The sequence below is a fragment of the Streptomyces sp. NPDC045998 genome (genome assembly GCF_056430285.1).
Genome location: NZ_JBWKLJ010000002.1, coordinates 469,329 through 481,821, shown reverse-complemented (window position 1 = coordinate 481,821; position 12,493 = coordinate 469,329). Strand labels below are relative to the sequence as shown.

The window sequence follows — 12,493 nt, the reverse complement described above, 5'->3', positions numbered from 1 at the left end:
GGCGAGGTCGCGCCCGGTGATGCGCCCTCAGCCCGGCCGCGGCCCACGCGCAGGACGCCCTCAGCCCGCGCGCAGGACGTCCGCCAGTGCGTCCAGCCGCGCCGAACCCTTCAGCCGCTCCAGGGACAGCGGCACGGACTCCTCGTCGGCCAGCGGGAGCCGCCAGTTGGGGTAGGCACCGAAGACGCCCGGGAGGTTCGGGGAGCGCACGTCGCCCACCCCGTCGGGCAGCCACAGGCACACCAGGCGCGCCGGTGTGCGCAGGAGGTAGCGGTAGAGGCTCGTGGTGAGCGCGACCGGGTCCTCCGCGTCGGCCGGGGCCAGGCCCTCGCGGCGCAGCGCCTCCCGCCACTCGGCGATCTCTGCGGCCGCGGCGGCCCGCTCCCGCTCGGCGGAGCCGGCGAGCATCCCGTGCCGGGCCCGGACGTCGACGTGGCGCCCGGTCAGCCGGGCGGCCGTACTGGGCAGATCGTGGTTGGTGAGCGCCGCCAGGCAGCCCGCGCGCCACTCCCCCGCCGGCCGGGGGACCGAGCCCCCGGCGCCGTCGTCGCTCCGCTCCATCCAGAGCATGGACGTCCCCAGGATGCCCCGGTCGCTCAGCTCCGTGCGCACCTCGGGCTCCACGGTGCCGAGGTCCTCCCCGATCACGGGGACGCCCGCCCGGTGCGCCTCCAGGGTCAGGACGGCGAGCATGGCCTCGTGGTCGTAGCGCACGTACGTGCCGTCACCGACGGGGAACCCCTCGGGCACCCACCACAGCCGGAAGAGCCCCATGGCGTGGTCGAGGCGCAGCGCTCCGGCGTGCCGCAGCACGCCCCGCAGCACACGGGCGTACGGCTCGTACCCCTGTGCGGCGAGCGCGTCGGGGCGCCAGGGCGGGAGGCACCAGTCCTGCCCCCGCGCGTTGAAGACGTCGGGGGGCGCGCCGACCGTGATGCCGGGGGCGAGGCAGTGCCGCAGGGCCCATGACTCGGCCCCACCGGGGTGGACGCCGACGGACAGGTCGTGGATCACTCCGATCGGCATGCCGGCGTCGAGCGCCGCCCGCTGCACGCCCGCCATCTGCTCGTCGGTGATCCACGCCAGCCAGCGGCGGAAGTCCACCTCGTCCGCGTACCGCTCGCGCGCCCGCGCCACCTCGGGGCTCGCCGGGTCGCGGAGGCCCTCGGGCCAGGTCCGCCAGTCGGGGCCGTGCAGGTCGGCGAGGGCACACCAGGTGGCGTGCAGGTCGAGCCGCTCCCCCTCCCGTTCCAGGAACGACGTGTAGGCGACGGCCCGCTCGGGCCTCAGCCCCGCCTGGTGGACGGTACGCAGCGCGCGCCGCTTGAGGTCCCAGACCCGGTCCCGGTCCACGAGCTCCCGCCCGCTCAGCACGTCCTGCCGCAGTGCGGCCGCGGCGGCGGCCACCTCGTCCACCACGCGGCGGGCCGGGGCGTCGAGCGCCTCGTACTCCGGCACGTCCTCCACCCTGACGTGCACCGGGTCGGGGAAGCAGCGGTCGGACGGCCAGTAGGGCGAGTGATCGGCGAGGGCCGCGGGCATCATCGCGTGGAGCGGGTTGACGACGACGAAGCCCGCGTCGTGTGCGCGCGCCGACCACCCTGCGAGGTCCGCCAGGTCGGTCAGGTCCCCCATGCCCCAGGAACGCTCGGAGAGCAGTGCGTACAGGTGGGCCGCGTACCCCCACAGCCGCCGCTCCGGCTGCGCGATCCGCTCGGGGCACACGATGAGGGAGGCGGTGTCGTGACGGTTGCCGAGGCGGGCGTGGACGCGGTGGTAGCCGAGCGGTACGCCGTCGAGGACGCGCGTCGGCGGCCCGCCGTCCGGACCGGCGGGGAGGCCGATCCTGCCGCCGTCCTCCAGCTCGATCCACACGTCCGCGGCCGCGGGCACGCCGAGGGCGGCGGCACGCCCCTGCCTCGCCACGACGCAGTCCCCGGGAAGCAGGCGTTCCGCGGTGCGCCGCCGGTGCGCCGCGAGTGCCGCGGCGACGGCGCCCGGTGTGGTGGCGTCGACGCCCAGCGCGCGCAGGACCGCCACGAGGGTGCGCGCGGGCGTGCGCACCCGGGATCCGTCCTCGGCCCGGTACGCGGTGTCGATCCCGTGCAGCCGGGCCAGGTCCATCAGCTGCTGGGAAGGCGCGGTCGCCGGTTCGTCGCCGGTTGCCGGAGGGTGCACGGAGTCTCCCGGGGTCAGGGCAGGGGGTGGGGCGGAGGGCGGGGCCGGGTCACGCGTCGGCCCGGCACCCGGCACCAGTCTCCGCCGCACCGTCCGGCGGGAGAACTCCTCTTTGGGGCATGCCACTTCGGCGGGCGTCCCGGTGAGGAACCTCAGTGCAGGCTCGCCCCCTGCGCCCGCAGCTCGCGCTGGACCGCCGTCGCGGGGACGTCCTGCGGGCGTGTGCCCTGGGTGGCGGCGAGGGCCGCGCAGACGCCCGCCGCCTGCCCGGTGGCCATGGCGATCGGCATGACGCGGTAGGAGGAGTGGGCGACGTGGTCGCCGGAGATGCAGCGGCCGGCGACCAGGACCCGGTCCACGTCACGGGGGAAGAGGCAGCGCAGCGGGATGTCGTAGGACCGGCCGCGCGGGAGTCGTTTGAGGGTGGTGCCGCGGCCGCTGGGGTTGTGGATGTCGACGGGGTACGCGCCGCGGGCGATGGCGTCGTCGAACGTGCGGGCGGTCAGCACGTCCTCGCCCGTCAGCTGGTACTCACCCGTGATGCGGCGGGTCTCGCGGACGCCGATCTGGACGCCGCTCTGCACGACGTACGAGTCGGCGAAACCGGGCACCCGGTCCTTCAGGAAGCGGGCGATCTGCGCCATCTGGCGGTGCGCGGTGAACTCGGCGCGGGTGAGGTCCCAGACGCTGGTGCCGAGGACCTCGGTGACGCGGGTGGAGTTGACCGCGACCTCGCCGGTGTTGGGGGTGGCGAAGAAGAGCACGTCCTCGCGGGGCAGGTCGAGTTCTCCGGCGTCGGTGGCGGCGCGGACCAGGTCCCACAGCCCGTGCACGCCCTTCCACTGGTCCGGGTTGGCGCGGGCGTACGCGGCGAACCGCTCGTGGTCGAAGCGGGCCATCCGGAACATCAGCGTCATGGGCTGCGTCCAGCCGTCCTCCGGCCGGCCGATGTCGTACGAGGCGCCCGCCGCGGCGGCGATGTCACCGTCGCCGGTGCAGTCGACGATCACGTCCGCGTCCATGACCAGCGGCCCCGACTTGGTCTCGAACACGGCACGCGCGCGGTCGGGGAGGTCGACGACGCCGGAGGCGAAGGCGTGCAGCAGCGTGCGGACCTCGTGGACCTCCAGCAGCTCGTACAGCACGAGCTTGAACAGCTCCGGGTCGAAGGGGACCGTGTAGCCGGTCTCCAGTGAGGGGCGGATCGCCGCCCCGGCGCTCACCAGCCGGTCGAGCAGTGTCCGCAGCACACCGCCGACGACCGGCTCGCCCTCGCCGTGGTCGGGCGGCAGCAGCCGGGACGGGTCGCCGACGACGGCCTGCTTGACCTCGTTGTGGAAGCTCATCAACGGCATGACCAGCGCCGCGGTGGCGTTGCCGCCGAGGAACCCGTACCGCTCGACGAGGACGACCTCGGCGCCCGCGTTCGCCGCTCCGATGGCCGCCCCGATGCCGGCCGGTCCGCCCCCGATCACCAGGACCTGCGTGGCGCCCGCGTGCAGCGCCTGGCGCGGGGGCAGCGTCACGCTCCGGGGGACCCGGGGCGGCATCAGATGGGTCACGGTTCCTCCCTGGGGAGCCGAGGGTGCGTACGGTCAGCCGACCGCGGCCGTGGCCGACGCAGCGTCGTGGACGAGGGGGCGGGGAGCGATGCGGTCCAGGTAGGCGAGGAGCCGGTCGGCGGTCTCGGCGGCCCGCACCTTCATCGCCGCCGTCCGGGCGGCCGTGTGCGCCGCGCGGGCCGACCGCTCGTCCCAGAGGCGGTCCACCTCGGCCAGGAGGGGGCCCGCGGCCTCCCTGACCACGCCGCGCAGGGCCGGAGCGCCGATCTCCTGCGCGAAGTCGAAGACCTTCCCCGCGTACGGCAGGGGCAGCAGCGGGACCCCCGCGAGCGCGGCGAAGATCAGGAAGTGCAGCCTCATGCCGATGGCGAGGTCCAGCTGCTTGACGATGTCGAGCACCTCCTGCGGCCGGTAGCTGCCGTGCAGCACCCGGCAGCGCTCGGCCTCGATCATGTGGGCGACCACGGCGTGCGCGTGCCGGATGTCGTCGCGCTCCATCGGTACGAAGACGACGTGGGCGTCCAGCCGGTGGACGAGGAAGTCGCCGACGCTGGCGAGGAGTTGGTGGTAGCCGTCCTCGTCGAGGTGCTCGGCCGCCCGGCCGGGCTCCCGTACGCTCATGCCCACGAGGCGCACCCCGCTGGGCACGGCCTCGGCCCGGAGGAGCGCGCCGCCGCCGTCGCCGGGTTCGAGGAGCAGCGCCGGGTCGGCGGTGACCGTGACCGGCCGGTTCAGCCCGGCCTCCTCCAGGACCAGCTTCGACTCCTCGTCGCGGACCGTCACCTCGGCCGCGCCGGAGAGCGCCGTACGGACCCACGCGCAGTCGGTCTCGTCGCTGAGGGGTCCGGCGCCGACGGCGTACGTGAAGACGGGAACGCCGTGCTCCTGGGCGGTCCCGGCCAGTCGCAGGTAGCGGCGGGCCTCGGTGTTGTAAAGGATGCCGCCGCCGCCGAGCACGAGCACGCTCAGCCGGCGCAGGTGCTCGGAGATCCGCTCCCTGTTCACGCCTTCCCAGCCGACCACCTCCACGTCGGGATGGAGGAGGCGGCTGCGGTCGGGATGGCGGGAGAAGACCACGAGGTGGGCGTCGGGGCGCCCGGCCCTGATGCGGTCCAGCATGGCGGTGAGGATCGCCTCATCGCCCACGTTCCGGCCCCCGTAGGAACCGAGGACTCCCACGGTGACGCTGCTCCGGTCGCCCATGATCGACCCCCTCGCCGCCCTTCGTGCACTTCTACACCAGTTCACCCCATTGGGGAATTTACGCATCTCGGGACGGCGAAGTGCCGCTCCGGCGGTTTCCGGCCATCGTCCCGGCCGGGCCCGCATGGAGTGGCGCGCGCGGGGAACCAGCGCTGTCACCCGGGGCGTACGGCGCCTGCCGGGAGACGAAAGGAGATCTGTTGTGCTGATGGCTCACCCGGCCGTTCTGTCGAAGCTGATCGAGGAGTACGAGACCCTCAAGGCCCTCCGCGCGGAGGCCGGCGGCCCGGCGGTGCAGCAGCGCCTCGAAGACGTCACGTACACGCTGTGCGTGTCCACCGGCACGCAGGACGGCGAGTCCGCCCTGGCCGCCGCGCGCCACCAGCTGCTCGGCAAGGCGTCGCAGGAGGAGTCCCTGCTCGCCGGCTGAGCCGGCCACGCCGTCCCCGGCGGCGTCCCCGGGCAGGTCCCCGCGTGAGCCCCCGCCTCGTGGCGGGGGCTCAGCCATGGCGGGGGGGTTCAGCCTTCGACGCCGGTGGCGGAGTGGGGTGCCCCGACGGGCTTGGACTCCGGGGAGCCGCGCTGCCTGAGGTAGATCGCGAAGATGGCCATGGAGGCGACGGCCAGGAGCTCGGACTGCCAGTTCTGCAGGGTGCGGCTCCAGAAGTCCGCCGAGGAGAGGTACTCCGTCCAGGTGCTGGGCGCCTGGAGCCGGCGCAGCTGCTGTTCGTTGTAGGCGGCGACGCCCGTGAGGGACTGGGTCAGCCAGGAGAGCAGGAAGATGGCGCCCATGACCAGGCCGAGGGAGCGGGAGAAGACGAATCCGCGCCAGTCCGTGGCCGCGGCCCAGCGCGGCGAGTCCCTCCTGGCGTGCTCGCCGACCATCTGGTCCTCGTCGGACTCGGTGCCGGCCTTGTCGAGCTCCTTGGACTCGGGTGAGCCGCGTTGCAGCAGCCAGACGGTGGCGAAGATGTAGAGGAAGAACTGCAGGTACTCCGACTGCCAGTTCTCCGTGACGTCGACGGCGAAGTCCGACGAGGCCAGGTAGGCGCCGAAGCCGATGGGGGCCATCCCGTCGGATACGAGCTGGTTGTCGAACTCCGCGTATCCCGCGACGGTCTGGCCCGCGAGGGCGAGCAGGAACGTCGCCAGGAAGAAGAGTCCCAGGCTGTTGTCGCGCAGAAAGCGCCGCGCACGGTGCCCCTGCGGGTGCCTGTCCGCGGCGGCGGGCCGGCCGGGTGCCGGTGGCGTGCTCATCGGTGCGTCAGCCCCAGCGTCATGAAGTACGCCAGCCCGGCGACTATCACCAGCAGCGTTCCCGCGAACAACGTCCTCATGTGCCTCACCCGCCCTTGATCTCGCACTGGTACGGCCGCTGGGGACGCGGCACGCAGCCGGCTGCGGTCACCTTCCAGCCCCCGGGAAACCGCGCCAGGAAGAGGGTGTCGTGCTCCAGGACCACCCGGGCCTGGTCGCCGTACACGTCCACGCCCCGTACGCCGCCGCCGCGCGGCAGGTCCTCCTCGCCGATCGCCCGCTCGCACCGCCGTCCCGCCGACTGCTCCAGTTCCTCCCTGGTGGACGGCGCGAGGGCGGCGCACAGGCGCTCGTGCCGCCCGGCGTCCAGCGCCCGTTCGAATTGGACGGCCTCCGCCGTGGCGCGGTCGCGCCGCTCGGGAAGCGTGCCGCACGAGGTGACCGCGACCGTGACGACCACCGCCACAGCGGCGATGCCGGGCCCGTGCCACCGTCGTGCCATGTCGCCTCCCGCGCGGCCCCGTGCCCGGGCCGGCGGAGGGTCGCCCGGTCGGACATGTGCGAAGCGGTTACCCGCTCATCGGACATCCACGCTCACCGGCCCGCAACCGGGGCTGGTCCGACGGCGTACGCATAGGGCGGCGGAGGGCGGGCACGCGGAGTGTTACCCGAAGGTCGGGCAGAGAACGGAAGGAGACGCTGTGACTTTCCTCTGGGCCATCATCGCGGGTCTGATCATTGGTCTCGTGGCCAAGCTGGTCCTCCCCGGACGCCAGCCCATCCCCCTGTGGCTGACGGTCCTCCTCGGTATCGTCGGCGCGGTCGTGGGAAACGCGCTGGCCTCCGCTTTCGGAGTGCGGGAGACGGGCGGCATCGACTGGATCCGCCACATCTTCCAGGTGGGTATCGCGGCTCTCCTGATCGGCGTCGTCAGCCCCATGTGGGCCCGTCGACGCACCCACGCCTGACCCCCGGGCGTCACAGCCCCGTCAGCCCCCGGCTGACGGGGCTTTCCGTGTGCCGCCCCGGTGTCCCGCCGCCGTGCGAAGGTCCAGCCGCATCAGCACCCGGGGGTGGCCGGCCAGCACCGAGGTGGTGTCGGCGGCGTGGACGAACCCGGCGCGCTCGAAGTTCTTCCGGATCCCGGCGTACGCCATCGTCAGGTCGACCTTGGCACCGCCGGCGGCGGAGTTGTCGAGGGGATACGCCTCGACCGCCGGTGCGCCGTGGGCGCGGGCGAACTCCACCGCTCCGGCGATGAGGGCGTGGGAGATCCCCCGCTTGCGGTATCCGGGGCGTACCCGGATGCACCACAGCGACCAGACCGGCAGGTCGTCGACGTGCGGGATCTTGCGGTTGCGGGCGAAGGAGGTGTCCGAGCGGGGTGCCACGGCCGCCCAGCCGACCGGCTCGCCGTCGTCGTACGCGATCACCCCGGGAGGGGGATCGTCACGGCACAGCCCGGCGACGTACTCCCCCCGGGCGGGCCCGCGGAGCTCGTTGTTGAGCTTGGACGGGATCCGGTAGCTCAGGCACCAGCAGACGTTGGCGCCGGGTGACTTCGGGCCGAGCACGGTACGGACGTCCTCGAAGACCGACGCCGGGCGAACCTCGATGGTCATGACACCACGATGACACGGGACGGGGACGGGGGCCGGGGGCCGAGGGCCGGGGGGCCGGGGACGAGCCCAGGGTGCCCGGGCGCCTCGGCGGGGACGGCCCGTCGGCTCGGGCAGAGCCACGGGCCGGGCAGGGGCGACGCCGTCCCGGCCGCCGGTCGGAGCACCCTCGGCGGGGGCAGCCCCGCTCACCCGGCCGGCCACGACGGGCCACACCGACCGGCAGACCGCCGACGCGTCTCCGCTTTCCCTGCCACACGGGCCTGACGAACCGTCTGGCGGTCCCCTCCGGGGCCTTCCATGGCGGAGCCGGGACCGCCCTTCGCCGACTCCTCCGCTTCGTGACCCCGTACGCGCGGGCTTCGTTGTCCCGTTGCTGCCGCCGGGCAGCGACCGGGGCGATGGGAGGCCGCAGGATGTGGTGGAGGAACAGGGTCGCAAGGGCGATGGGCGCGCTCGCGCTCTCGGGTGCGCTGTGTGCGACGGCGGTGGCGCCCGCCGGGGCCGCACCGGCGCCCGCGCCGCGGCCGCCGGGCCTGACGTGTGACGGCCCCGCGCTCGACTGCGTACGCGACGCGAAGCGCGTACTGGCGCGGCTCCGCGACGGTCTGGGGTGCGACCACCGGGCCCCGTTCCCGTCCGTCTACACGCATCTGCAGCAGTCGCTGGAGGACACCGTCCGGCGGCCGGGCTCCTTCGACGAACCGCAGTGGCTGGCGGGCGACCTGAACACCGGTTTCCTCAACCTGTACCTGGACGCCTACCGCGCCGACGACGCCGGCCGTCCGGTTCCGCGGGCCTGGCGGATCGCCTTCGACGCGGCCCGCACCTCCGATGTGAACGCCGGTCAGGACGTCCTGCTGGGCGCCAACGCGCACATCCAGCGGGACATGCCGTACGTCCTCGCCGCGCTGGGCCTCACCCGCGCCGACGGCACCAGCCGCAAGCGCGACTACGACCGCTTCCAGGCGGTGGTGGACCGCGCGTACGGCCCTGCCGTACGGGAAGTCGCCCGGCGGTACGACCCGTTGGTCGCGCTCGCCGACGACCGGTGGAACCCGATCGCCGGTTACACGGCGCACGGGCTGTTCAGCCTGTGGCGCCAGCGCGCCTGGTCCTACGCCGAGCAGCTCGGCGACGCCGAGGAGGCCCGGGACCCCGCCGCCCGCGCCCGCGTGGCCGACGCCATCGAGACGAACGCGGCGCAGTGGGCGTCGATGCTGGCCGTGGTGGAGGCCCCGGGCTACCGCACGACACGCGACACGTACTGCCGGGCCCAGCAGCAGGGCCGGACGGCGGCGGGCGGGGTCACGGCCGACCGGTGAGGCACGGGTCAGGCGGTGCCGTTCCCGGGGGCGCCGTCCTCGCTGCCCTCCTCGCTCACCTGGTCGATGACGCGCTTGCCGATGACGGCGGCCGCGGCGAGCGCGCTGCCGACGAAGGCGGCCGCCAGGGTCCAGGGCTGGTCGAAGTGGTGGCCGGTGGCGTGGTCGAGGGAGAAACGGCCCGCGCCCGCCATACCGAGGGCGGCGGCGGTGAAGCCGAGGAAGGCCGGGTACTCGAAGCCACCGGACTGGTTGAAGAACCCCGCGGGGGCGTGCACCGCAACCGCCCCGGCCATGGCACCGGCCGCGATGGCTCCGGCGGCGGGCGTGGCGAATCCCAGCGCGAGGAGCGTTCCGCCGCCCGCCTCACCGAGCCCGGCGGCGATCGCGCTCTGCCGGCCGGGGCGGAAGCCCATCGCCTCCATGGCCTTGGACGTGCCCGCGATGCCTCCGCCGCCGAACCAGCCGAACAGCTTCTGGCTGCCGTGCGCGGCGAGTACCGCTCCGGTGCCGGCCCGCAGGAGGAACAGGCCGAGGTCGCGTCGGATGGTGCGGTCCATGGAGGTCTCCCGGGGGCGTGCGGGCGGGGCGTACGCCTCCACTCTGGCCGCCGTACGGGCCCGAGTCGCCCCGTTGCTGGGCCGTCCGGGTCATGGCCGCCGGATCACGGCACCGAACTGGTGCGCTACATTTTGCGCGCCCTTGACCGCGATCACCACGATCTTTTCATCGATACGGAGCCGGCATCTCAATGAGCGACATCGTCAACGGACTTGGCCGGGCCACCGCCTACGGAGCCCTGGGCGTGGTCCTGCTGATTCTCGGCATCGTCCTGGTGGACCTGCTGACGCCCGGAAAGCTCGGCCGGCAGATCTGGGAGCAGCGCAACCGCAACGCGGCCCTGCTGCTGAGCTCGGCCCTGCTCGGTATCGGCGGGATCGTCTTCACCTCCATCTGGACGACGTACACGGACTTCGGCAAGGGGCTGGTGTCCACGGCGGCCTTCGGCCTGCTGGGGCTGGTGATGATGGCCGTCGCCTTCTGGGTCGTGGACCTGATCACCCCGGGCCGGCTGGGTGCCACGCTGGTCGAGCCGGAGCCGCACCCGGCGGTGTGGGTGACGGTGTCGTGCAACCTCGCGGTGTCGGCCATCATCTCGGCGTCGATCGCCTAGGAGATCGGCAAGACACCTCCTAGGAACCGGGTTCCGGATCACGCCGGGCCGTGGCCGTGGGGCGGCTCCACCTCCAGGAAGCGCCGTTTGCGCGGGCCCCGGTAGAGCAGCGCTTCCCAGCCCAGCGGGTCCAGCGCCCGGGCGCACGCGGACAGGGCGGCCTCCTCCTCCCGGGCCGCCTTGCCGCCGGGCGGGCCGAGCCATTCCACCCGCGCCGTCCCGGGCCGCTCCCCCGCCGTGACGCGGTACCCCGTCCTGACGCGCCGGCCCTCCGCGTCGACGGCCGAGGGCGTGATCCCGGCGGCCTCCAGGGCCAGCGCCACGGCCCGTACGGGCTGGTTCAGCTCCCAGGCGGCGGGCACGGCCCCGGGGTCGCCGCCCGGGGAGCCGGTCAGCCGCCGGATCTGGAGCATCCCCTCGAACGCGACCCGCACCTCGGCAGCGCGGCGCTGCGCCGAGGCCTCGTCTGCAGGGGTCCCGTCCGCCGGGATCCCGTCTGCAGGGGTCCCGTCCGCCGGTGCGGGGCCGTCGCCCGTGGCGGCCTCGAACCCCGCGCCGGTCACCGGAGCCGCCTGATGTCACCACGCACCCGGTAGAAGCCGCCCGACGCGGCGTGCAGCGCGTCGACGACGTACCGCGCGCCGGGCTCGCGTATCGCGCGCGGGAACTGGACGTTCCACGACCGCTCGTACCCGTCCGACACCACGTGGACCCGCGTCCGGCCGCCCTCCTGTACGCACTCGACGACCACGGCGCCCGCGGGGGCCGCCGTCACCGTCGTCACCGAGGCGGCGGCGGTGGCCGGGGCGTAGGTGGGCAGGGCGGCGGCGAGCTTCACGTCGCGGGCCACCGGCACCGTGCCCTGCTGGGCGGCCGCGATCGCCGCCTCGCTCGCGTCCACGCAGACCAGCGAGCCGTCCGTGGTGACCAGGTACAGCCGTTCGTCGCGGTACTGCATGGACAGGGCCGAGCCGCTGCCCGTGCCGAGCTTCCACAGCCGTGTGCCGTCCCGGTCGAAGCAGTACACCGACGACGCGCCGTCCCCGGCGAAGACGAACCGGCCGCCGGGCGAGGTGGCGCAGGAGTACACCGCACTGTCGCAGCCGTACGTCGCCTCGATGACGCCGGTGGCCTTCGACAGCCGCTGTACGACGCGCTGCCCCGTGCCCGCGTACACGGCGTCGTCCTCCTGCCAGCCGAAGAGCACCGCGCCGCGCGTGGGCGTGTGCCACAACTCGGCGCCGCCGTCCGGGGCGTGCGCCGTCACGCCGTGCGTGTGCCCGTGGTAGACGGCCCGGTCGTCGGCGCGCACCATCCAGGCGTGCTCACCCCGGCCGCCGCGCGACCACTGGTGCTCGTCCTCGTGGTCGATGACGGTGAGCCGTCCGGCGCGGTCCGCGACGTTGAGCACGCCCTGGTGGATGTCGAGCCAGAAGATGTCGACGTCGGCGGCGATGTCGTACGCCGCGAAGGGCAGCTTCGACGACAGGTCGTACACGCGGCCGTCGTCGCAGCCGGCGTAGATCCAGAAGTCGTCGGCGACCAGGCACTTGACGCCGTCCGGCAGCTGGTAGCGGGCGAGGACGTCGCCGCCGTGCGCGAGGGTGTAGACGTCTCCGGCCTGGTTGCCCACCCAGCAGCGCTCGTCGTCGATGTGGATGCCGAAGGCCGCGGAGCCGGTGCGGAACCGCCACAGCACCGGCGCGACCCGATGGGCCGTGGAGGGCGCGGACGTCACCTGGCGGCGCGTCACCGAGCGGGGCGCGCGCTGGCCCTGCACGGCCGGGGCGTACCCCTTGCGGACCTTCTCGCCTATCTTCTTGGCGGCCGCCGCCTGGGCCTTCTCGGCGGTGGGGAACGTCGACGTCTGTGTCTGCCCGGCGGCGCCGATGCGGCCGTACCGCACGGTCACGACCTGCCCCGCCACCGTCACTTCGTAGAACTTGTGCGCACCGCCACCGTCCTGCGACAGCTCCAGATACGTCTTCGACATGGCAGACCTCTCCCCAGGTCAGGCCCGGCGGCGTGTCCCCGGGTCCCACTTCCCGAACAGTAGAAGCCGCCACTGACAATCGGCCCGGATCCCGGTCGGAGCAGTCCGGCGGGCGCGACGGGGGCCGGGGTGGTGACGATGGACCGGCGGGGCCGATCGGGCCGGCGGGGAGCGAGGAGCGA

General features: G+C 74.0%; 13 protein-coding genes. 4 read left to right on the top strand and 9 right to left on the bottom strand.

Annotated elements, in window-relative coordinates:
• Positions 1-60 precede the first annotated feature (60 nt).
• The 3 genes from malQ to AC07FJ_RS07095 all read right to left on the bottom strand — a co-directional run bounded on the left by malQ (position 61) and on the right by AC07FJ_RS07095 (position 4,943).
• Positions 61-2,124: a 4-alpha-glucanotransferase gene (malQ, locus tag AC07FJ_RS07105; protein WP_479046931.1), complete on the bottom strand. Its 2,064-nt coding sequence runs from the start codon at positions 2,122-2,124 to the stop codon at positions 61-63.
• 206 nt (positions 2,125-2,330) lie between these two features.
• Positions 2,331-3,740: an FAD-dependent oxidoreductase gene (locus AC07FJ_RS07100; protein WP_479046150.1), complete on the bottom strand. Its 1,410-nt coding sequence runs from the start codon at positions 3,738-3,740 to the stop codon at positions 2,331-2,333.
• Between the two features lie 33 nt (positions 3,741-3,773).
• Entirely contained in the window at positions 3,774-4,943 is a 1,170-nt protein-coding gene (locus AC07FJ_RS07095) for a polysaccharide pyruvyl transferase family protein (RefSeq protein WP_479046148.1), read from the bottom strand.
• Positions 4,944-5,151: 208 nt separating this feature from the next.
• Here AC07FJ_RS07095 and AC07FJ_RS07090 point away from each other — a divergent pair, with 208 nt between their 5' ends.
• On the top strand, positions 5,152-5,373 hold the full coding sequence (locus AC07FJ_RS07090) for a DUF5133 domain-containing protein (RefSeq protein ID WP_479046145.1): 222 nt from the start codon (positions 5,152-5,154) through the stop codon (positions 5,371-5,373).
• An 89-nt stretch (positions 5,374-5,462) separates the two neighbouring features.
• Here AC07FJ_RS07090 and AC07FJ_RS07085 read toward each other — a convergent pair whose 3' ends face one another.
• Entirely contained in the window at positions 5,463-6,200 is a 738-nt protein-coding gene (locus AC07FJ_RS07085) for a DUF6766 family protein (protein ID WP_479046143.1), read from the bottom strand.
• Positions 6,201-6,285: 85 nt separating this feature from the next.
• Positions 6,286-6,702: a hypothetical protein gene (locus AC07FJ_RS07080; RefSeq protein ID WP_479046141.1), complete on the bottom strand. Its 417-nt coding sequence runs from the start codon at positions 6,700-6,702 to the stop codon at positions 6,286-6,288.
• Positions 6,703-6,901: 199 nt separating this feature from the next.
• Here AC07FJ_RS07080 and AC07FJ_RS07075 point away from each other — a divergent pair, with 199 nt between their 5' ends.
• Positions 6,902-7,168 carry a GlsB/YeaQ/YmgE family stress response membrane protein gene (locus tag AC07FJ_RS07075; protein ID WP_361428362.1) on the top strand — a complete coding sequence of 89 codons (267 nt, stop codon included), beginning with the start codon at positions 6,902-6,904 and terminating at the stop codon, positions 7,166-7,168.
• A 21-nt stretch (positions 7,169-7,189) separates the two neighbouring features.
• Here the strand turns inward: AC07FJ_RS07075 and AC07FJ_RS07070 are convergent, their stop codons facing one another.
• Positions 7,190-7,822 carry a GNAT family N-acetyltransferase gene (locus AC07FJ_RS07070; RefSeq protein WP_479046139.1) on the bottom strand — a complete coding sequence of 211 codons (633 nt, stop codon included), beginning with the start codon at positions 7,820-7,822 and terminating at the stop codon, positions 7,190-7,192.
• 443 nt (positions 7,823-8,265) lie between these two features.
• On the opposite strand from AC07FJ_RS07070, the gene AC07FJ_RS07065 reads away from it, so the two are divergent.
• Entirely contained in the window at positions 8,266-9,144 is an 879-nt protein-coding gene (locus AC07FJ_RS07065) for a DUF5995 family protein (protein ID WP_479046138.1), read from the top strand.
• Between the two features lie 8 nt (positions 9,145-9,152).
• On the opposite strand, the gene AC07FJ_RS07060 is transcribed toward AC07FJ_RS07065, so the two are convergent.
• Positions 9,153-9,704, bottom strand: coding sequence for a DoxX family membrane protein (locus AC07FJ_RS07060; RefSeq protein ID WP_479046136.1), 552 nt, complete (start codon positions 9,702-9,704; stop codon positions 9,153-9,155).
• Positions 9,705-9,895: 191 nt separating this feature from the next.
• Between AC07FJ_RS07060 and AC07FJ_RS07055 the strand changes: the two genes are divergently transcribed.
• On the top strand, positions 9,896-10,318 hold the full coding sequence (locus tag AC07FJ_RS07055) for a DUF350 domain-containing protein (RefSeq protein WP_361428370.1): 423 nt from the start codon (positions 9,896-9,898) through the stop codon (positions 10,316-10,318).
• 38 nt (positions 10,319-10,356) lie between these two features.
• On the opposite strand, the gene AC07FJ_RS07050 is transcribed toward AC07FJ_RS07055, so the two are convergent.
• Complete coding sequence (locus tag AC07FJ_RS07050; protein ID WP_479046135.1) at positions 10,357-10,881, bottom strand: hypothetical protein; 525 nt, start codon at positions 10,879-10,881, stop codon at positions 10,357-10,359.
• On the bottom strand, positions 10,878-12,311 hold the full coding sequence (locus AC07FJ_RS07045; RefSeq protein WP_361428374.1) for a WGR domain-containing protein: 1,434 nt from the start codon (positions 12,309-12,311) through the stop codon (positions 10,878-10,880). Before AC07FJ_RS07045 ends, AC07FJ_RS07050 begins: the two co-directional genes overlap by 4 nt.
• Positions 12,312-12,493: the final 182 nt, after the last annotated feature.